The 23,730-nt window shown below is 72.3% G+C and carries 2 protein-coding genes; both read right to left on the bottom strand.

The window, feature by feature from the left end:
- Positions 1-3 precede the first annotated feature (3 nt).
- Positions 4-5,640, bottom strand: a complete 5,637-nt coding sequence (locus ACIG5A_RS04930; protein ID WP_397237807.1) for an SDR family NAD(P)-dependent oxidoreductase — start codon at positions 5,638-5,640, stop codon at positions 4-6.
- Between the two features lie 14 nt (positions 5,641-5,654).
- Positions 5,655-23,720 carry an SDR family NAD(P)-dependent oxidoreductase gene (locus ACIG5A_RS04925; protein ID WP_397237805.1) on the bottom strand — a complete coding sequence of 6,022 codons (18,066 nt, stop codon included), beginning with the start codon at positions 23,718-23,720 and terminating at the stop codon, positions 5,655-5,657.
- Between the last annotated feature and the right edge of the window lie 10 nt (positions 23,721-23,730).

Raw genomic sequence — 23,730 nt, 5'->3', positions numbered from 1 at the left:
GGTTCACTCCAACGCCGCGCGCCCTCGCACCGCGGCGGCGACAGCGGCGGCGTACCGGGTCATCATCGAGAAATGGTCGCCGGGGATCTCGCCTCGTTCATGGGGATACGGCCAGGCGTGGCGCCACTCGTCATCGGCAAGCGGTGGGCCGTCGGGTGGGTTCGGCGGCGCCTCGCGCGCGGTCAATGCGAGCACCGGCACGGTTGTGGCGGTGGGACGCCACTCCGTGTTGTGCTGGGCGATGTACACCGAGGACGCGGTGATCTTCTCGTAGGTCACGCTTTCCGGCGCGGCGATGCCCCGGTAGGCGTGCCGGAAGCTCGCTTGCAGGCGGGGCGAGAGCTGGTCCGGGGTGTAGGTGTCGACCAGTACCACGGCAGCGGGCGCGGACTCCACGGGCAGGTTCTCGACGACCGTATCGGCCAGCCCGCCGCCCGAGGAATAGCCGATGAGCAGATACCGCTGCCCGGCTGCCTCGCGCACCACCGCGTCTGCCATCGCCCGCGCGAGCGCGGACCACGAAGCGGCCAGCGGCTTCTCGTCCTCATAACCCGGCGGCACCAGCACAATCACCTCGGCCTCGCCGCGGAACTGGTCCGCGAACGCCCCGAAATTGAGTGCGGGCTCCCAGGTCGAGATCGACGGCAGACAGATCAACCGCGGCAAGGCCGATCCCTCGGCGAGCCTGGTCGCGGTGACCACCAGCCCGTCCTCGCCCCTGGCACGAAGCCGCGCGGCCGCCTCGGCGACGGCAACTGTCGGCAGGCCCTGGTTGTCCAGCTCGCGATAGATCTCGGCAAAACCGCGGCCGGCACCGGCGGTACGGCGTTCCGGCGACGCGTCGGCGAGGTGCCGGGCCAGACCCCGCGGAGTGCGGTGGTCGAACACCAAGGTGGCCGACAACCGCAGCCCGGTCGCCGCGGCCAGGCGATTCCGCAATTCCACCGCGGTCAGGGAATCGAAACCCGCGTCACGGAAGTCGCGGTCGGCATCGATATCCACCGCGCCGAGTACGGTCGCGGCCGTTGTGCGAACCAGCTTCAGCAGCGAATCCTCGTCGCCGGACCGATCCGGTCGCGGGGCGGGTTGAGCACCGAACGCGCGCAACAGCGGCGGAACCGGCGCCAGTTCCCGCAGCGCCCCACGATCGGGCAGCGCACCGATCACCACGGGCCGGGCGCAAGCCAGCGCGGCGTCGAACAATCGCAGCCCCTGCTCGGCGGACAACACACCGAGCCCGGAGCGCGCGGACCACTGAACTTCCCGTGCGCGGCGTTCGCCATCGGGTGCGGGGTGTGCCCATAAGCCCCACGCGATCGATACGGCGGTCTCGCCCTCGGCGCGGCGGCGGACGGCGATCGCGTCGAGTGCCGCGTTCGCCGCGGCGTACGCGCCCTGACCGGCGTTGGCGAAAAGCCCGGCCACCGAGGAGAACAGCACGAACGCCGCCAGACCGCGACCGCGGGTCAGCTCGTCGAGGTGGGCGGCCACCTCCGCCTTTGCCCGGATCGTTTCGGTGAGTCGCGCCTCGTCGATATTCGCGAGCAGCGCATCGCCGAATACCGCGGTCGCCTGGACCACGGCGGTCAACCGCGGGCAGGCATCCACCACACGGGCCACCTCGGTCCGGTCGGTGAGATCGGCCGCGATCACATCCACCCGCGCCATCGATGCCAAGCGTTCCCGGAGGGCCGCGGCGCCGGGTGCGGCCGGACCGCGACGCGATACCAGCACGAGGCGCCGGACACCGTGCACGCGCACGAGATGTTCGGCCACCAGCGCCCCCAGTGTGCCGGTGCCGCCCGCAATCAGGACGGTGCCTTCGAACACCGGCGAGACGCCGTCGGCGACGATGCGGCCGATCCGGGGCACGGACACCACACCGTCCCGCACCCGGAACTCCGTTTCCCCCGCGGCGACGACCCGCGGCACCACGGCGCCCAATGCCCGCTCGTCGTCGATATCGGCGAGCAGGAACAGGCCGGGCCGCTCCGCCTGGGCCGCGCGGACCAGCCCGCAGACGGCCGCGGCGGCCGGATCGGTGTCGGCCCCGCTGGTGCACACGACCAGCGGCCGCGGCCCGGGATGACACCGCAGCGCCGACAACGCCGCTGCCACGCTGCCGGGGCGGACCGAGCTCCATTCGAGCTCCGGGGTGAGAGCCGGGGGCAGCGTGATCCAGTCCAGGGCCAGCAGCGGCGCGGCCGCGGACGCCGCCACCGGGCGGGTCGTCAGGGAACCGACTGTGAGCACCGGGTTCCCCGCGGCATCGGCCACCACGAGCTGCGGCACGGCGGCACGGAGCCGGACCTGTCCCGCGCTCGCGCCCGGCCGGTACACCCGCACATCGCGCCAGGCGAACGGCAGACCGAGTTCGCCCGCGCCGAGCAGGCCCACCTGCATGGCGGCGTCCAAAAGCGCCGGATGCGCGGCGAATCCGGCGGCCTCGCCCTGCACTGCCACGTCGGCGTACCACTCGCCGCCGTGCCGCCAAGCCCGCCGCAATCCCTGGAACGCGGGTCCGTAACCGTAACCGAGATCCGCGAGTTCGGCGTAGAACTCGGTCAGCGCAACGGGTTTCGCGGCGGGCGGCGGCCAGTGACCCGCCTCGGCGACATGCCCTGCCGCGGCGAGCGTTCCGGACGCATGCCGGACCCACGAGCCGTCCGTGCGCGCGAACAATTCCACCGCACGGCTGCCATCGATGGGGGCCGCCACGACAACGCGCAGATCGGCGTCGGCGTCCAGCACCAGCGGTTCGGTGATGACCAGTTCCTCGACCACCGGGAGGTCGGCGTACCGGCCTGCCTGTAGCGCCAGCTCCACGAACAGCGCACCGGGTGCGAGCGGACGGCCACCGATGACGTGCTCGGTCAGCCACGGATGCGCGGCGCGCCTCAGGCGCCCGGCAAGCGAGAATCCCGACCCTGCCGGATGGTCCACGACCGCGCTCAGCACCGGATGCGCCATGTCGGTCAACCCGAAGCCCCGGGCACTACCCGCGCGTGCCGCGTCCAGCCAGTAGCGACCGTGCTCGAAAACCGTGACCGGCACCGGGGCGGGGGCGACATCCGGCAGCCCGGCGGTCCAGTCGACCCGACCGCCACGCACCCAGAATTCCCCCATGGCACGCAGGAACCGGGCACCGTCGCCCTCGCCGCGGCGCAACGTGCCGGTCACCACGGCCTCCGGCACGGTCTCCTCGACCGCGGTCATCAGGACGGGATGCGGACTCACCTCGACGAATCGGGTGTATCCCGCCGCGGCGAGCTTGGCGACCGCATCGCGGAAGCGGACCGGCAACCGCAGGTTCCGCACCCAGTACGCGGCGTCCACCGGGCCGGTCACCCACTCCGCGTCCACGGTGGACATCCAGGCGATCCCCGGGCTCGCGGACGCGGTACCGGCCAGCCGCCGGGACAGCTCACCGGCGATCGTATCGACGTGCGCGGTATGTGAGGCGTAGTCCACGGGTAGCAGATGGACCGGCACACCTCGTTCACGGAATTCCCGCTCCAGCTCGGCGAGCGCGTCCCGGTCACCCGCGAGCACCGACGAACGCGGACTGTTCACCGCCGCGACCTCGACCCCCGGCGGCAGCACGATCTCATCGGCGGCCGATCCCGCCGACAGCATGCCGCCGTGCCCGGCCAGCTCGTCGGCGATCATCCGGCTGCGCAACGCCACGATGCGGGCCGCATCGGCGAGCGACACCGCGCCCGCCACGCACGCCGCGGCCAGCTCGCCCTGCGAATGCCCGATCACGGCCGCCGGGCGAACCCCGTGCGATTCCCACAGCGCGGCCAGCGACACCAGCACCGCGAACGACACCGGCTGCAGCACATCGGTGCGTTCGAGCGGGTCGGTCGCCAGCACGTCGAGCAACTGCCACCCGGTGACCGGCGCGAGCGCCGCGGCGCATTCGGCCATCCGGTCGGCGAACACCGGCTCGGCAAGCAGGTCCGCGGCCATTCCCGCCCATTGCGCGCCCTGCCCGGGAAAGACGAACACCACTTGCCCGGCATCCTGCGCGGTGCCGGTCACCACCTCCGGCGTGCTCGTCCCGGCAGCCAGCCTGCGCAACGATGTCTCGGGATCGGCCGCGACCACGACGGCACGGTGGTCCCATCGGGCACGAGCGGTGGCGAGTGTGCGGGCGGCGCCCGCCGGATCCGGCATCGCTTCGGCCAGCCGCGCGGCCTGCGCGGCCAGCGCGGTACCGGTCCGCGCGGAAATCACCAGCGGAATCAGGCCACGTTCGCCCGCCGGGCGGGCAGGCACGGCGGCGGCCTCTTCGACCACCACGTGCGCATTGGTCCCCGACACTCCGAACGACGAGACGCCTGCCCGCCGCGGCCGCTCCCCCGCGGGCCACGGCACCGCCTCGGTGAGCAGCGACACCGCACCCACCGACCAATCCACGACCGCGGTCGGGCGATCCACGTGCAGCGTGCGCGGCAGCAGTCCGTGCCGCAACGCGAGCAGCATCTTCAACAGGCCGACCACACCGGCGGCCGCCTGTGTGTGGCCGAAGTTCGACTTCGCCGAGCCGAGCCACAGCGGGCGCTCCCGCCCCTGTCCGTAGATCTCCAACAGGGCTCGTGCCTCGATCGGATCGCCCAGTGTGGTGCCGGTGCCGTGTGCCTCGACGGCATCCACCTGCGCGGGCTCCAGACCGGCGTCGGCCAGCGCGAGCCGGATCACCGCGCGTTGCGCCGGACCGCTCGGCGCGGTGAGACCGTTGGACGCGCCATCGGAGTTCACCGCGGAACCCCGCAGGAGACCGAGGATTTCAGCGCCGTCGGATATCGCGTCGGACAGCCGGCGCAGCACAAGCACCACCGCGCCCTCGGCCCAGCCGGTACCGTCGGCGGCCGCGGCGAAGGATTTGCACCGACCGTCCGGGGCCAGACCGTCCTGGCGGGAGAACTCGGCGAAGATCGCCGGAGTCGACATCACCGTGATGCCTGCCGCGAGGGCGGTGGCGCAATCGCCTGCCCGCAGGGCACGGATTGCCTGATGCACCGCGACCAGCGACGACGAGCACGCGGTGTCGACGGTGACCACGGGCCCGTGCACACCGAGCACATACGCCAGACGGCCGGACAGCACGCTCGGCGCGGTGCCGGTCAGCAGATGCCCGCCGCCCGGCTCGATGCCCGAGCCGTAGCCCTGTGGCGAGGCGCCGACGAACACACCGACATCCCGGCCGCGCAGCGCGGTCGGATCGATGACCGCGCGTTCCAGCGCCTCCCACGCCGTCTCCAGCAGAATCCGCTGCTGCGGGTCCATCGATTCGGCTTCGCGCGGGGAAATGCCGAAGAAGTCGGCGTCGAATCCGGCGACGTCGTCGAGGAATCCGCCGCGGCGGGTCCGCGATGTTCCCGGCAGGTTCGGGTCCCCGAACAGCGCCTCCAGGTCCCAGCCCCGATCGGCCGGGAAATCCCCGGTGACCGCGCGGCCCTCGGCGAGTGCCGCCCACAGCGCCTCCGGGGAGCTGATCCCGCCGGGCAGCCGCACCGCGGCGCCGGTCACCGCGATCGGCTCGGTGCGCGCGGCCTCCAGTTCGGCGACCCGCTCCCGGGCTTGGCGCAGCCGTGTGGTCAGCCGCTTGAAGTACTCGAGTTCGCGCTCATCCATGTGTCGTGCCCCTCTCAGTCCAGTTCGTGGTCGAGGAACTCGAACAGGTTGTCCTCGGTCAGGTCGGCGAGGTCGTCATCGATACCGCCCGGCAAGCCGGCCAGCAGGGCCCGGAGCCGTTGCGCGACCACGCCCGCCGCCGCGGCGGTGAGCTCGGGCACCGCGGCGGCCAATGCGTCGACGAGCTGCCCCGCCCCGCTCTCCGCCGACACCGACACCGACGCCGCGAGCGGCGGGAAGAGCAGCGTCTCGACGTGCGCGGCCAAGTCCGCGGCGGTCGGATAGTCGAAGACGACGGTGGCCGCGAGCGGGACGCCGATGCGCGCGCCCAGGCGGTTGCGCAGTTCCACGGAGGTCAGCGAATCCAGTCCTGCGTCACGGAATGCCTTGTCGGGCAGCAGAATTCGATCCATTCCGAGTACCGCCGTCGCCTCGGCGCGCACCAGGGCGAGCAACCGTTCACTCCGCTCCCGCGCAGGCACGCCCGACCAGTCCTGGACTTCCGGCGCGCGCCGCGACCGTACCGAGACCGGACCTGCGAGCTCGGACAGCAGCGGCGGCACCGCCGCACCCCGCAGCGCCGAGACGTCGAGCGCCAGCGGGATCGACCGGACCCGCTCGGCGCCCAGCGCCGCGTCGAACAGCCGCATACCCTCCGCCGCCGTCAGCGCCGAAAGGCCGCCGCTGGTGAGCCTGCGCACCTCGGCCGCGCCGAGGCCTGCGGTCATCCCGCCCACCGCGGGATCCCACGGTCCCCAGGCCAGCGATACCGCCGGGTATCCCGCCGCGCGGCGGCGCGCGGCAATCGCGTCGGCGCAGGCATTGGCAGCGCCGTAGGCGGCCTGCCCCGCGTTGCCGAAAACCCCTGCCGCCGAAGAGAACACGACAAACGCCGCCAGATCCAGCCGACGGGTCAGCTCGTCGAGATGCACGAGGGCGTCGGCCTTGGGCCGCAGCACCCGATCCAGCGCGGTCTCGTCCACCGTGGCCAGCGTGCCGTCGGCGAGCACCCCGGCGGTGTGCACCACCGCGGTCAACGGCGTCGGGGCCGCGGCGAGCAGAGCGGCCACCTGGTCGCGGTCGGCGACGTCGCAGGCCGCGAACGTCACCCGCGCTCCGTGCCCTTCCAGCCGGGCGCGCAACGCGTCCGCGCCGGGCGCCCGATCCCCCCGCCGCGCGGCCAGCAGCACCGACCGCACACCGTGCGCCCCCACCAGATGTTCGGCCGTCAACGCGCCGAGGCCGCCCGTACCGCCGGTGATCAGGACGGTGCCCGCCGGATCCAGCGCAGCGGGCAGCACGAGCACGTTCTTGCCGACGTGCTGCGCGCGGGCCATGGCACGGAACGCCGCTGGCGCACGGTCCGCGGTCCAGCGGGTAATGGGCGGCAGACTCAGCTCGCCCGTCTCGAGCAGCACCACGATCCGGGCCAGCAGCTCACCGATCCGTTCGGGGCCCGCCTCGACCAGATCGAAGGCCCGATAGCCGGGCACGCCCGAGCGGATATCGGTCTTGCCCATGTCGAGGAAGCGGCCACCGGCGGCGAGCAGGCCGAGGGAGGCGTCGGTGAATTCGCCCGCGAGCGAGTGCAGCACCACGTCGACCTTCGGGAAGCGCTCGGCGAATTCGAGGGTCCGCGAATCCGCGACGTGGTCGGCGGGCAGCCCGCGCTCGAGCAGGAGATGCTGTTTGGCCGTGCTCGCGGTGGCGTACACCTCGGCGCCGAAATAACGAGCCAACTGCACCGCGGCGGTGCCGACGCCACCGGCCGCCGCGTGCACCAGTACCTTCTCCCCGGCCCGCAGACCACCCAGATCGGACAGTCCGTACCAGGCCGTGAGATAGGTGACCGGCACCGCGGCGGCCTCGGCGAACGTCCAGCCGTCCGGGATCGGCACGATCGTGCGCGCGTCGGCGACGGCGTGCGTCGCCAGCGCGTCCGGGATCAGGCCGAAGACCCGGTCGCCGGGCCGGAATCCCGGCACGTCCGCGGCCACTTCGAGGACGACCCCGGCCGCTTCACTGCCCATATCCGGCGCGCCCGGATAGACGCCGAGCGCCATCAGGACGTCGCGGAAGTTCACCCCGGCCGCGCGCACCGCGATCCGAACCTCGCCCGGGCCTAGAGGCCGCGACTTCAGCCGGGTACGGGTGATGCCGTCGGCCGTACCGCTTCCCGTGACCGTGAGGAGCCACGGCTCGCGATCCTCCGCCGTCGGCCGGCGCACCAATCGGGGCGCCCGGAACTGTCCGTCCACTAGGGATACGTGCGGTTCGCCGGTCGCGGGAAGCACGGCCGCCGGATCGTCGGTCTCGGCGAGGAGGTATCGGCCGGGGTGCTCGGCCTGGGCGGCCCGCACGAGCCCGCCGACCGCGGCCGCGACCGGATCGGTTTCCGCGGGCGCGGTGACCACCGTAAGAGGCGCCGACCAGGGCTTTTCGGCAACGTCCCGCAGTGCGGCGAGTACCTCGGCCAGGACCTCGCGCACCGGCCTGTCGTCCGCGGGTATCCGCAACACCGGGCCGTGCGTGCCGCCACTCGGCGGTACCGGGATCCATTCGACCGCGAACAGATGCTCTTGCGGGGCAAGGCTTCCGGTCGGCACGGGCTTGCTCACCAGGGATCCGAGCGTGAAGACCGGGACGCCGGAGCGGTCCGTCGCGCTGAGTTCGATGCCGTCGCCCACGACCGCGAGACGGACGCGGAGCTCACGGGCGCCCTCGCGGTGCACGGCGAGCCGCGTCCACACGAACGGCAGGTGGATCGCACCCGGCGCGGCCGCGAGAATGCCGGGATGTAATGCGGCGTCGAGCAGCGCCGGATGCAGCGCGAACCCGGTCGGGTCGACCGTTTCGGGCAGGGCGATCTCGGCGAACCATTCGCCGCCGCGTCGCCACACCGACCGGACACCCTGGAACGCCGGACCGTAATCGAGTCCGCGGGCTGCCAGCTCGGCGTAGGACAGGGTGACCGGTTCGGCACCCGCGGGCGGCCACTCCCCGGCGGGCGCGGTTTCCGTGGAAACCGTTGCGGTATCGAGGTATCCCGACGCGTGCCGAGTCCACTCCGCACCGCCCGCCCTGGCGTACACGGTCACCGGGCGCCGGCCGTTGTCGTCGGCGGCCCCCACCGCGACGCGCACGTCCCGATCACCGTCGACGGCCAGGGGCGTCTCGAGGACCAATTCCGCCAGGATCGGGCAACCCGTAGCCTTCCCGGCCTGCAACGCCAGCTCCGCGATCGCGGCCCCCGGCGCCAGCGCGGTGCCCGACACCACGTGATCGGCCAGCCAGGATTGCCCGGCCAGGCGCCCGGTGAGAACGGCGCCGCCGGTCTCCGGGCTCTCGATGACCGCGCGCAGCACCGGATGCGGCCAGGTGGTCTGCCCGAGCCCGTCCGCGTGACCGGCCGAGGTGTCGGCGGGAAGCCAGTAGGAACGGTGCCGGAACGCGGTGGTGGGGATCGCGGTACGCGGCGCCTGCGGGGTGAGGGTGGTCCAGTCGACGGCGACACCGTGGGTGAACAGTTCACCGAGTGCGCCGAGGGCAGTACGGATTTCATCACGATCACGACGGATCAAAGCAACCCCGCCCGGAACCAACGGCGCCAGCGCACCACCCGGACCCAGCTCCAGAACAACCGAAACATCCAAACCAGCAACAGCATCAGCAAAACGCACCGGACACCGCACCTGCCGCACCCAATACTCCGGCGAACACGCCAGCTCATCGGACAACAACTCACCCGTCACCGTCGACACAATCGGAATCGACGGAACACCGAAACTCAACCCAGCTGCCACACAACGGAACTCATCGAGCATCGGCTCCACCAACGGCGAATGAAACGCATGACCGACCCTGAGCCAACGCACCCGCACACCGAGGGGCGCACGACGCCCGTCGCGGACGTCACCCTCGTGACCTCGGGTGAGATCCAGTACAGCCGTGGACAATTCGTCTCGATGCCCGGAGAGCACGACCGAGGTCGGACCGTTCACCGCCGCGATCAAATGCGCATACTCGGCAAGATCCCCCTCAGCGGCCTCCACAGCCACCATCGCCCCACCCTCGGGCAACGCCTCCATCAAACGACCACGCGCCGCAACCAACGCCGCAGCATCGGCCAAGGTCAATACCCCGGCGACGTGCGCCGCCGCAATCTCACCCACCGAATGACCCACCAGCACCCGAGGACGCACACCCCACGACCGCACCAACGCGAACATCGCCACCTCGACAGCAAACAAAGCCGCCTGCGTATACATCGTCCGATCGAGCAGACCCTCGGTACCAGGGGTGCCGAACACCACGTCCTGGACCCGATGCTCGGCGTATCCGGCCAGCGCGCAATCCAATTCGGCACAGACCGCGCCGAAAGCATTCGCGTAGACCGGAAATGCCTCGAACAATCCGGCACCCATGCGCACCCGCTGCGCGCCTTGCCCGGCGAACATCAGCCCCACCTGGTCGGCACCGGCGGCCCGTCCGGGCTCCAATTCACGCAGCGCAGAGATGGCTTCGCCGGTTTCCTCGGCGACGACCACCGCACGGTGCTCCCACACCGTTCGATCGGTGACCAGCGCTCGCGCGGTACCCGCGAGGTCGGCGCCCGCGGCCAGATGATCGGCCAATCGAGCGGCTTGGACGCTCAGCGCCTCGGCCGACCGCGCCGTCACGACAAGCGGCACCGGCCCGTGCACCCCGGTCACCTCCGGTTCCGCGACGGCGGGCGGCTCCTCGAGGATCACGTGGGCGTTCGTGCCGGAGACGCCGAACGACGACACTCCGGCACGGCGCGGGCGGCCGTTCCGCGGCCACGCGGCCGGTTCGGTCAGCAGTTCGACCGCGCCGGATCGCCAGTCGACCTCCCGGCTCGGCGCGTCGATGTGCAAGGTGCGCGGCAGCAGGTCGTGCCGCATGGCGAGGATCATCTTGATCACCCCGGTGACGCCCGCCGCCGCCTGGTTGTGCCCCAGATTCGATTTGACCGAGCCGAGCTTCAGCGGCTGTTGCCGGTCCTGCCCATAGGTCGCCAGCAGGGCCTGCGCCTCGATCGGATCACCGAGCACTGTGCCCGTGCCATGGCCCTCCACCACATCCACCTCGGACGGCGTCACCCCGGCCGCCGCCAACGCCCGCCGGATCACCTGTTCCTGAGCCGGGCCGTTGGGCGCGGTGAGCCCGTTGGACGCGCCGTCCTGGTTCACCGCGGAGCCCTTCAGCAGCGCCAGCACCTCCCGGCCCTCGGCCAAGGCATCCGAAAGCCGTTGCAGGACAAGGACTCCAACACCTTCGGCCCAGCCGGTGCCGTCCGCACCGGCGGCGTAGGACCGGCACCGGCCATCGGGCGCGAGGCCACGCTGGCGCGCGAACTCGACGAAGACGGCGGGGGTCGCCATCACGGTCGCCCCGCCCGCCATGGCCAGCGTGCACTCCCCCGTCCGCAGCGCCTGCGCCGCGAGGTGCAGTGCGACCAGCGAGGAGGAGCACGCGGTATCGACGGTCACCGCCGGGCCGCGCGCTCCGAGCACATAGGCCACCCGCCCCGCCGCGACGCTCCCCGCGGTGCCGATGCCGCGCAAACCCTCGAGCTGCTCGGCGCGGGCGCCCTGGCCGTAGTCGTGGTACATCAATCCGGTGAATACGCCGATATCCTTGCCCCGCAATGACATCGGGTCGTATCCGGCACGTTCCAACGCCTCCCAGGAGGTTTCCAGCAGCAACCGCTGCTGCGGGTCCATGGCCAGCGCCTCGCGCGGGGAGATACCGAAGAATTCGGCGTCGAACGCGCTCGCGTCGGCGAGGAACCCACCGGACCGGGTGTAGGTGGTACCTGGCACGGCGGGATCCGGGTGGTACAGCCCCCGCAGATCCCAGCCCCGGTCGGTCGGGAAGTCGCCGACCAGATCGAGTCCGGCGTCCAGCGCGGACCAGAATCGTTCGGGCGTGTCTATCCCACCGGGTAGTCGCAGGCCGAGGCCGACGATCGCGATCGGCTCGGCCGCGGCCACCAGCGTGGCGGACGGTTCGGCCGCGGCGGATCCGGACAGCAGTCCGGCCAGGTGGGCGGTCAGCGCATCGGCGTCGGGCCGATCGAAGACCAGGGTCGCCGGGAGCCGCAGGCCCGTCGCGGCGGCCAGCCGGTTGCGCAGATCCACCGCGGTGAGCGAGTCGAAGCCGAGATCGCGGAAGGCCCTGCGCGATTCGACCGCGTGTTCCGGCAGGCCGAGGACGTCCGCCGTCTCCCGCCGGACGAGATCGGCGAGCGCCGCGATATCCGTCGTGGCGGCGGGCACGAACGCGGACACCGCGCGCCGCACCGGACCCGCGAGTCCGCGCAGTAGCGCGGGCAGCGTGCCCGCCCGTGCCGCATCCCTGAGCGCGGGCAGGCTCACCGACAACGGCACCAGCAGCCCCGGCGACGAGCGGAGGGCGTCGTCGAACAACCGCAGCGCATCGGCGGTGGCGAGGGGGCCGACGCCGTGGCGGGCGAGCCGCCCGAGATCGGCGCCCGACAGCCCGGCGGTCATCGCGCTCCGATCCGCCCACAGGCCCCAGGCCAGCGAGATTCCCGGCGCGCCCGCGGCACGACGGCGCGCGATGAGCGCGTCGGCGAAGGCGTTCGCGGCGGCGTAATTGGCCTGCCCCGCGTTGCCGAAAACCCCTGCGGCGCCGGAGAACACGATTAGCGGCACCGCGTCGGGCCTGGTCAGGTCATCGAGATGGCTCAGCGCGTCGACCTTGGGGCGGAACACCGCGTCGAGTCCCGCCGCGTCCTGCCCGGTCAGTGTCGCGTCGGCGAGCACACCGGCCGCGTGCACCACCGCGGCGACCGGCGCCGCCGCGCCGAGCAGCTCCGCCAGCGCGGTCCGGTCGGCGACATCGCAGGCCACCAAGCGCACCTCGGCACCGAGCGCACCCAACCGGTCACGCAACTCCGTCGCGCGGTCCGCGGTGCGTGCGGCCAGCACCAGCCGCCGCGTGCCGTACACGGTCACCAGATGCTCGGCCAGCGCCGCGCCCAGCGTGCCGGTGCCACCGGTCAGCACCACCGTGCCGGTGAGGTCGACGGCGCACGCCTGCGCTGCCTCGTCGGCGGACACGGGGACCAGGCGCGGAACGAGGACCCGCCCGTCCCGTACCGCGATCTCCCATTCCCCCGCGTCGGCGGCCGCCGACGCGACCGTCGCGGGGTCGCCTTCGGCGAGCAGGATGCGACCCGGGTGTTCGGCCTGCGCGGAGCGCACCAGCCCGCGAACCGCCGCGGCGACCGGATCGTCCGCTGTCTCGGTCCGGACCACCAGACGTACCCCCGTCGCGTCCTCCTCCTCGAGGAATGCGCGCAGGACATCGAGGGTCGCACCGCACGCCGCCCTCGGGTCATCACCCGCGGGAACCAGGTGGTATCGCCAGTCCGTCCGGTCCCGGTGCGCCGAAGTGCTTGTGCCGCTCGAATTCTCGGATACCGGACGATCCGCTGCGAACCCGGCGTCGACCCAGTCGACGGTGTACAGCCGCCCGGCGCCGACCACCCGGCCGGATGCCGCCAGCGGCCGGGTGGCCAGACCAGCGGAGGTGAGCACCGGCGCACCCGACGGATCGGTGACCGTCAGCGCATTGCCCGCACCGAGACGCACCCGCACCGACCGCGCGCCCGAGGCGTGCACGGCCAGGCCGGTCCACGCGAACGGCACTTCGACCGGGTCGTCGGCGGTCCGCTCCCACGCCGCGATATGGAGCGCGGCGTCGAGCAGGGCGGGGTGCACGGCGAATCCGTCGACCGGGGTGTCGTCCGGAAGGGTGATCTCCGCGAACAGGTCGGCGCCGCGCCGCCAGGCCGTGCGCACGCCACGGAATACCGGCCCGTACTCGTATCCGGCCGCGGCCAGGCGCGGATACAGGTCGGTGACGTCGAGCGGTTCCGCGCCGGCGGGCGGCCACTGCGCCTCGGCGGTAGGCACCGGCCCGGCCGCGCCCAGCGTGCCGGTGGCGTGCCGGAGCCACGGTCCGTCCTCGGCCCGCGCGTGCACGGCGACCGGCCTGCGCCCGTCCGCCGCCGCCGCGCCGACAACGATCTGCACGACGACAGCGCCGGACAGTGTCAGCGGCGCCGCGATCACCAGTTCGTCCAGTACCGGCAGGCCGACGTGGTCGCCGCCGCGCACCGCCAACTCGGCCAGCGCGGCGCCGGGGACGATGCGCGCGCCGCCGACGACGTGGTCGGCCAGCCACGGTTGCGCCTCGGCCGAGAGCCGCCCGGTCAGCACGACTCCGCCCGACTCCGGTGTCTCGACCACCGCGCCGAGGATCGGATGCTCGGCGGGTGTGAGTCCGGCGCCCGTCACATCGCCGCGCCGGGCGCCGGCGGTCAGCCAGTACCGCCGGGATTCGAAAACCGTGGTGGGCACCGGAATTCGTGGCACGTCCGGGAGCACGCGCGCCCAGTCGATCGGGCCGCCACATACGAAGACCTCGGCGAGCGAGCGCGCAAACCGTCGCGATCCGCCGTCGTCGCGGCGCAGGGTGCCGACGACCGCCGCGTCATGATGCGTCCGGGTGATCGCGGACGCGAGTACCGGATGCGCGCTCACCTCGACGAACAACCCGTATCCGGCCTCGGCCAGCGCGGCGACCGCGTCGCCGAACCGTACCTGCGACCGGAGGTTGCGAACCCAGTAGTCCGGACCGGTCGCATCGGACATCCACGAAACGTCCACGGTGGACAGCCACGGGATGCGCGGTGCGCGCAGCGGAATTCCGGCCAGCAGCCCGGCGACGCGCGGCACGATCGGTTCGACGTGCGCGGTGTGGATGGCGTAGTCCCCTGGCAGCCTGCGCACCCGCACACCGCGGGCGCGGTAGTGGCGCTCCCGCTCGTCCAGCGCGGCAGGCGCACCTGCGAGAACGACCGCGTCGGCGCTGTTGACCACGGCGATCGCACATCCGTCGCCGGTCTCCACCTCGGCGGCCCCGAGATCGACGGCGAGCATGCCGCCGCGGCCCGCGAGCTCCTCGGCGAGCACCCGGCCGCGCAGAGCGACGACCTTCGCCGCATCCGCGAGCGACAATGCGCCCGCGACGCAGGCCGCGGCGATCTCGCCCTGCGAATGACCCACCACCGCGTCCGGGCGCACCCCACGCGACTCCCACAGGGCGGCAAGCGAAACCATCACCGCGAAAAGCACCGGCTGAACCACGTCCAGCCGATCGATCTCGTCGAGCATCTCGAACAGATCCCACTCGACCCACGGCGCGAGCGCCGCCGCGCAGTCCGCCATCCGGGCGGCGAACACCGGTTCGGTCGCGAGAAGTTCCCGGCCCATACCCGCCCACTGCGTGCCGAGACCGGGAAACACCAGCACCGTCCGCCCGGGCTCCCCGGCGCGTCCGGTCACCGCGCCGGGACGGCCCGCCGCCAGCGCGCGCAGCCGGTCCACGGCGTCGGCGGTGTCCTCGGCGAGCACGACGGCCCGATACGGGTGCGGGGTCCGCGCGGTCGCGAGGGTGCGCGCGACCCCGGCCAGCAGCGTGCCAGCACCAGCCGTCGGCGGTTCAGCGGCAGCCATCGGAATCCCGGCCGCGGCGACCGGCGGCCCGGCGGCCAGGTGGTCGGCCAGCCGCGCGGCCTGTGCGGCGAGCGCGGTCGCGGTACGGCCGGTGACGACGAGCGGCACCGGCCCGGGTACCTCCGCCGCGGAACTCGCCGCGGCGACCGCGGGCGCCTCCTCGATGATCACATGGGCGTTGGTGCCGGACATACCGAACGACGACACCCCGGCCCGGCGTGGTCGCTCCGCGCGCGGCCAGTCCACGGCCTCGGTCAGCAACCGGACCGATCCGGTTGTCCAGTCGACCCGGGTGCTCGGCGCCGTCGCGTGCAGGGTGCGCGGCAGCAGGCCGTGCCGCAGGGCCAGCGCCACTTTCGCGATCCCGGTGACCCCGGCCGCGGCCTGGGTGTGGCCCAGGTTCGACTTCACCGAGCCGAGCCACAGCGGCTGCGCCCGGTCCTGGCCGTACGTGGCGAGCACGGCCTGCGCCTCGATCGGGTCACCGAGCGTGGTGCCGGTGCCGTGCGCCTCGACGACGTCCACCTCGGCCGGACGCAGGCCGGCGTCCGCCAGTGCCCGCCGGATCACCGCGCGCTGGGCCGGACCGTTCGGGGCGGTCAGGCCGTTGGAGGCGCCGTCGGAGTTCACCGCCGAGCCCCGCACCACGGCCAGCACCTCGCGGCCCTGTCCGAGGGCCTCCGAAAGCCGTTGCAGCACAAGCACACCCGCACCTTCGGACCAGCCGGTGCCGTTCGCGTCGGCCGCGAAGGAACGGCACCGGCCATCGGGGGACAACCCGCCCTGCCGGGAGAATTCGACGAATCCGATCGGGGTCGCCATCACCGTGACACCTGCCGCGAGCGCCATCGAACACTCCCCCGACCGCAGCGCCCGGACGGCCAGATGGGTCGCGACGAGCGAGGACGAACACGCGGTGTCGACGGTCACCGCGGGACCGCGCAGACCCAGTACGTAGGCGAGGCGACCGGAAAGGACGCTCAATGACGTACCGGTCAGCAGATACCCCTCCGCGCCCGGTACCGCGCCGTTCGCGTCCATACCGTACGGCTGCATGGCGCCCCCGACGAAGACACCGACCTGTTCGCCGCGCAGTCCGGCCGGGTCGACACCGGCGCGCTCCAGCGCCTCCCAGGCGGTTTCCAGCAGCACACGCTGCTGCGGCTCCATCGCGAGTGCCTCGCGGGGCGAGATGCCGAAGAAGGCCGCGTCGAAATCCGCGGCGCCGTCGAGGAATCCGCCATGGCGGGTATCGGTGTCGAGATCGGCGGGCCAGCCGCGATCGGTGGGAAACGGGCCGATCACCTCGTCGCCTTGCTGGAGCAGGCGCCAGAATTCCTCGGGGCTGCCGATACCGCCGGGCAGCCGCAAACCCAGCCCGACAATGGCGATCGGGTCGTCGGCCGGGTCCGCCGTGGCATGTGCGGAGGCCGCGAGATCGCCGACCGTGCCGGTCAGCGTCGCGTGCAGAAATGCGGCGACTGCCATCGCGTCCGGCTCGTCGAAGGCGAGCGTGGCGGGCAGGGTCAGCCCGGTCGCGGCGGTCAGCCGATCCCGCAACTCGATCGCGGTGAGCGAATCGAACCCGATATCGCGAAAGGCGCGGCCGGGATCGATATCCGCGGGGCTCGCGAGACCGAGCACCCAGGCGGCCTCCGCGCGTACCAGCCTGGTGAGCTCGGCGATCCCGCGTTCCGCGTCCATCGCGAGCCACTCCGCGGCGGGGCTCGTCCCCGCCCCGGTGGATTCGGGTTCGGTGGCCAGTCCGGACAGCAGCGGGCTGGGGCGCATGGCGGTGAACAGCCGCAGGAATCGGGGCCAGTCCATCCGCGCGACCACGGCCGTCGGCGTGCCGTCGCGCAGCACCTCGGCCAGCGCCGCGAGGGCGGCGTCCGGTGCCATGCTCAGCACCGCGCGGCGACGCAATTGCGCTGCCGCGCCCTCGATCTCGGCCATGCCGCCGCCGCTCCAGGCACCCCAGGCCACGGCGGTGGCCGCACGACCTCGGGAACGCCGGTACTCGGCCAGGCCGTCGAGGTAGGCGTTGGCCGCCGCGTAGGGTCCCTGCCCCGCCGAACCCCAGACACCGGAGACCGAGGAGAACAAGACGAACGCGTCGAGCGGCCGGTCGCCGAGCAGGTCGTCCAACAGCGCCGCACCCGTCACCTTGGCCGCGAGCACCCGCGCGAACGACTCGTCGTCGAATTCGGCGATCGGACGCAGCCCGCCCGGATCACCGGCCGCGTGCACCACGGCGTCCGGGCGATATTCGGCCAGCACGCCCGCGAGGGCTTCCCGATCGGTGACGTCACACGCGACCGCGACCGCCCGGTCGTCGAATTCGGCGGCCCGGCCACCGCCGCGGCTGAGCAGCACCACGCGATCGGCGCCGCGCGCCAGCGCCCAGCGCGCGACATGGGTGCCGAGCGCACCCGAACCACCGGTGATCAGGACGGTGCCGCGCGGCCGCCAGCCCGCACCGCCGCTCGCGCGCGTCACCGGCACGAGCCGGCGGGCGAAGGTTCCGGTCGCCCGCACCGCAACCTGATCCTCCGGCCCGGCGAGTACGGCGAGCAATCGCCGCACGGTGTCCGGAGCCGGTTCGGCAGGCAGGCCTGCCAGCCCGCCCCACGACGACCGCTCCAGCGCGGCGACGCGACCGAGACCCCAGACCGCGGCGGCGGCGGGATTCGCGAGCGGGTCCGTGGTGACGACCCAGATCCGCGTCCGCTCCGGGACCTCACGCAGCAGCCGCAGTAGTCCGTGCGCGTCCGCGACGACGGCGAGCAGGTGATCGTATTCGCCGGTGGTCACGGACAGCCCGTGCTCGGCCAGCGCCGCGGCCAGCACGTCGTCCCCGGCGACCCGCCAGCGTCCCGCCGGAACCGCGGCGGGCAGGGACAGCGGTTCCCAGACGATCTCGTGCACCGTCTCGGGTTCGACGGGGCGGTTCGCGGAGATCCAGAATCGCTCGTGCTGGAATGTGGTGGCGGGCAGGGTGATTCCGGGGGTCTCGGGTACGACCGTGGTCCAGTCGACGGATGCGCCACAGGTGAACAGACGACCGAGTGCGCCCAGGGCAGTACGGATTTCATCACGATCACGACGGATCAGAGCAACCCCGCCCGGAACCAACGGCGCCAGCGCACCCCCCGGACCCAGCTCCAGAACAACCGAAACATCCAAACCAGCAACAGCATCAGCAAAACGCACCGGACACCGCACCTGCCGCACCCAATACTCCGGCGAACACGCCAGCTCATCGGACAACAACTCACCCGTCACCGTCGACACAATCGGAATCGACGGAACACCGAAAGCCAACCCCGCAGTGACCGCACGGAATTGGTCGAGCATCGGCTCCATAAGCGGCGAATGAAACGCATGACCGACACTCAGCCAACGCACCCGCACACCGAGCGTGGTGGTGAGATATTCCACGGTCGTAGACAATTCGTCACGCGAGCCCGAAAGCACCACCGACGTCGGACCATTCACCGCTCCGATCAAATGCCCATACTCGGCAAGATCCGCCTCAGCGGCCTCCACAGCCACCATCGCCCCACCCTCGGGCAACGCCTCCATCAAACAACCACGCGCCGCAACCAACGTCGCAGCATCGGCCAAGGTCAATACCCCGGCGACGTGCGCCGCCGCAATCTCACCCACCGAATGACCCACCAGCACCCGAGGACGCACACCCCACGACCGCACCAACGCGAACATCGCCACCTCGACAGCAAACAAAGCCGCCTGCGTATACATCGTCCGATCGAGCAGCCCCTCCGTGCCTGCGGCGCCGCGGACGACATCGCGTAGCGAATACTCGGCATGTCCGGCCAGTGCGCGGTCCACTTCCAGACAGACCGCGTCGAAAGCATTCGCGTAGACCCGAAACGCCTCGTACAGTTCGACCCCCATGCGCACCCGCTGCGCGCCTTGCCCCGCGAAGACGAACCCCACCCGATCGGCGCCGGCCGATCGGGTGGGCCCGAGGTCCCGCAGCGCCGAGATCGCTTCGCCGGTCTCCTCGGCGACGACGACCGCGCGGTACTCCCATACCGCCCGTGACGTCACCAATGACCGCGCGACCAGCGCCGGGCCGACGCCGGTGCGCTCCATATGGTCCGCGAGCCGATGTGCCTGCGCGATCAGCCCCTTCTCGCTGCGCGCGGAAAGCACAAGTGGTACAACACTGTCCGGAATCACTGACGGTTCGTCGGCGCTCGGGGGCTCCTCCAGGATCACGTGGGCGTTCGTGCCCGACACGCCGAACGAGGAGATTCCCGCCCGGCGCGGTCGCTCGCCTCGCGGCCAGGCCACCGGTTCGGTGAGCAGTGACACCGCGCCCGCGGACCAGTCGACATTCGCCGAGGGGTGTTCGGCGTGCAGGGTGCGCGGCAGCAGGCCGTGCCGCATGGCGAGCACCATCTTGATCACCCCGGTGACGCCCGCCGCGGCGGCGGTATGCCCCACATTGGATTTCACCGAACCCAGCCACAGTGGCTGTTCCCGGTCCTGCCCGTAGGTGGCCAGCAGGGCCTGCGCCTCGATCGGATCACCGAGCACCGTGCCCGTGCCGTGGCCCTCCACCGCATCCACCTCGGACGGCGCCAATCCGGCCGCCGCCAGCGCCGCGCGGATCACCCGCTGCTGGGCCGGGCCGTTGGGCGCGGTGAGCCCGTTGGACGCGCCGTCCTGGTTCACCGCCGAGCCGCGGACCACGGCCAGTACCCGGCGACCCGACCGCAGTGCCGTCGAAAGCCTTTGCACCACAAGCACACCCGCGCCCTCACTCCAGCCGGTGCCGTCGGCGTCGCGGCCGAACGAGCGGCAGCGTCCGTCCGCGGACAACCCGCGCTGCCGGGAGAACTCCAGGAAGGCGTCCGGTTCGGCCATCACGGTGACCCCGCCGACCAGCACCGTCGAGCATTCGCCCGATCGCAGCGCCTGCCCGGCCAAGTGCAGGGCGACCAGCGACGACGAACACGCGGTGTCCACCGTGACGGCAGGCCCGGACAGCCCGAGCACGTAGGCGATCCGCCCGGACAGCACGCTCGCGGAGGTCCCGGTCAGCGCATAGCCTTCGGCATCGCGGGCACCGAGACCGTAGTGCTGGGCCGAGGCGCCGACGAAGACGCCGACCGGCTGACCGTCGAGTGCGGTCGGCGCGATCCCGGCGTGTTCCAGCGCCTCCCAGGCGGTTTCCAGCAGTACCCGCTGTTGCGGATCCATCGCCAGCGCCTCGCGCGGGGAGATGCCGAAGAAGCTCGCGTCGAATCCGGCGGCGTCGGTGAGGAAGCCGCCGCTGCGGGTGTAGGTCCGCCCCGGGGTGCCCGGCTCGGGGTCGTAGAGGCTGTCGATATCCCAGCCGCGATCGGCGGGGAATTCGCCGACGGTCTCACCGCCCTGGTCGAGCAGTTCCCAGAACCGGTCCGGATCTTCGACGCCGCCGGGCAGCCGGATCGCCATCCCCACGATGGCCAGCGGTTCTTCGGCCGGTACGGTCGCCGGACCTGGTGTGGCCGAAGCAGATTCGCCGGTGATCACGCCGTGCAGGTACCGCGCGAGCGCGAGCGGTGTCGGGTGGTCGAACGCGGAGGTCGGCGGCAACGCGATACCGGTCGCCGCGCGCAGCCGGTCGCGCAGTTCGACGGCGGTGAGCGAATCGAGCCCGCTGTCGCGGAACGCCCGTCCGGCCGCGACCGGTTGGTCCGCGTCCAATCGCAGCACGGCGGCGACCTGCGTCCGCACCAACTCGACCAGCTCATCCAGTTCGGTGATCCCGGCGAGGCCGCTGGGGACCGGAGCGATATCGATCTCCGGCCGCGGCGCCGGGCGGGCGGCGCCGATGGTCGCGGGCAGCCAGTAGGTGCGGTGTTCGAACACCGTGGTCGGCACCGGCTCCAGGTGACCGGTGGGCAGCAGCGTGGTCCAGTCCACGGCGCCACCGGATACGAACAGCTCGGCGAACGAGCGGACGAGCCGGTCGCGGCCGCCCGCACCACGGTGCAGCGTTCCGACCACCGATGCGCTGGGCACGGTGTCGGCGATGGCGGCGGTGAGCACGGGATGGGTACTCGCCTCCGTGAACAGCCCGAAGCCCTCGGCGGCCAGCACGGTGACCGCCTCCGCGAAGCGGACCCGCGAACGCAGGTTGCGGGACCAGTAGTCCGGCCCCAGCGGGCCGTCCACCCAGGCCGCGTCGACCGTCGACATCCATGGCACCCGGGGCGCGGTCGTCGTGACCTCCGCCAGCAGCGCGGCGATCTCGCCGGTGACCGCGTCGACGTGGCTGGAATGCCCCGCGACATCGGACGGCACCCGCCGCACCCGTATCTCCTGCGACCGGTACAGACGCTCCAGGACATCGATGCTGTCCGGTGTCCCGGCCAGGATCGTGGCACGGGGGCTGTTGACCGCGGCGATCTCGACACCGGTGGGCAGGTCGAGCTCCTCCGGTCCGAGCGCGACCGACAGCATCGCGCCGCTGCCGGACAGCCGGGATCCCAGTACCCGGCTGCGCAGGGCCACCACCTTCGCCGCGTCCTCCAGTGACAGGGCACCCGCGACACAGGCGGCGGCGACCTCGCCCTGCGAGTGACCGATCACCGCGTCGGGCCGGAATCCGGCCGCCTCCCACACCGCCGCCAGCGACACCATCACCGCGAAGGACACCGGCTGCACCACATCGATCCGGTCGTGGTCGTCCAGCGCCGCCTCCAGCGACCAGTCGATCCACGGCGCCAGAGCCGCCGCGCAGTCGGCCATCCTCCGGGCGAAGACCGGATCCTCGGCCAGCAGCGCACGCCCCATCCCGGCCCACTGCGCGCCCTGCCCGGGGAAGACCAGTACCGAGCGGCTCGATTCGGCCGCCTCACCGACGACGACATCCGGATGCGGCTCGGCCGCGGCCAGTGCGCGCAGACCCGCGATCGGCTCGCCGAGCACCACGGCCCGCCGCTCCCGCAATGCCCGAGCCCGCACCAGCGTCCGCGCCGCCCCCGGCACGCTCGCCAGGCCCGCCGCGAGATGGTCGGCCAGCGCGGCGGCCTGCGCGGCCAGACCGGTCGCGGTCCTGGCGGATACCACCAGCGGCGCGTATTCATCGGTGGCGGGCGCCGGTGCCGGCGCCACGGGTGCTTCCTCGACGATGACGTGCGCGTTGGTGCCGGACACACCGAATGACGACACGCCTGCTCGCCGCGGTCGGTCACCGTGCGGCCACGGCTGGGCCTCGGTGAGCAGCCGGACCGCCCCCGCGGTCCAATCGATCCGGCTGCTCGGGGCGTCGACGTGCAGGGTGCGCGGCAATGTGCCGTGCCGCAGCGCGAGGATCATCTTCATCACGCCGGTGACCCCGGCGGCGGCCTGGGTGTGCCCGAGGTTCGATTTGGCCGAACCCAGCCACAGCGGGGTGGCGCGGCCCTGGCCGTAGGCGGCCAGCAGCGCCTCGGCCTCGATGGGATCGCCCAGTGTCGTTCCGGTGCCGTGTGCTTCGACCGCGTCGACCTCGGCGGGAGCCAGTCCGGCGGCGGCGAGTGCGCGCCGGATGACATCCTGCTGTGCGGGCCCGTTGGGCGCGGTCAAGCCGTTCGACGCGCCGTCCTGATTGACCGCCGACCCGGAAAGTACGGCCAACACCTCCCGCCCCTCGGCCAAGGCATCCGAAAGACGTTGCAACACAAGCACTCCGACGCCCTCGGCCCAGCCGGTGCCGTCGGCGGCCTCGGCGAAGGATTTGCAGCGCCCGTTCGGAGCGAGCCCGAGCTGTCGCGAGAACTCCACGAAAACCGTCGGGGTCGACAGCACCGTCGCGCCACCCGCGAGCGCGAGGGAACACTCGCCCGCCCGCAGCGCCTGCGCGGCCATATGCAGACTGACCAGCGACGACGAGCACGCGGTATCGATGGTGACCGCTGGTCCGCGCAGGCCGAGCACATAGGACACGCGCCCCGACGCGACACTGCCCGAGGTGCCGATGCCGAGAAAACCTTCCAGATCCTCGGACTGCGGGCCCGACGCGTAGTCGTGGTACATCAGACCGGTGAACACGCCGACGTCGCGCCCCCGCAGCGATGTCGGCGCGATGCCCGCGCGCTCGAGCGCCTCCCACGAGGTCTCCAGCAGCAGCCGCTGCTGCGGATCGGTGGCGAGCGCCTCGCGCGGTGAGATGCCGAAGAATCCGGCGTCGAAAGCGCCTGCGTCACGGAGGAATCCGCCGTACCGCGTATGTGTGGCGCCATGGGTCGCCGGGTCCGGATCGTAGAGGCGGTCGAGGTCCCAGCCACGATCGGCGGGGAACTCCGACATCGCGTCGCCGCCCGCGTCGAGCAGCTGCCAGAACTGTTCCGGTGTGCTGATCCCGCCGGGCAGGCGCAGGCCCATCCCGATCACGGCGATCGGCTCGGTCACCCGCGCGCCGAGGCGCGCGTTCTCCCGCTCCAGCCGTTCCTGTTCCAGCAGTGCGGCACGCAGCGCCGCGACCATCCGGTCTTCCTGGGTGGCCATGGGTTCTCCT

This window comes from Nocardia sp. NPDC052566, from assembly GCF_044547285.1.
Lineage (GTDB): Bacteria > Actinomycetota > Actinomycetes > Mycobacteriales > Mycobacteriaceae > Nocardia.
The sequence above is the reverse complement of the archived record's forward strand: the minus strand, read 5'-3'. Positions and strand labels throughout refer to the sequence as shown.

What these genes read in the sequence shown, in the direction of transcription:
- ACIG5A_RS04930 (WP_397237807.1), bottom strand. Translation starts at nt 5,640, where the DNA reads ATGGATGAGCGCGAACTCGAGTACTTCAAGCGGCTGACCACACGGCTG.
- ACIG5A_RS04925 (WP_397237805.1), bottom strand. Translation starts at nt 23,720, where the DNA reads ATGGCCACCCAGGAAGACCGGATGGTCGCGGCGCTGCGTGCCGCACTG.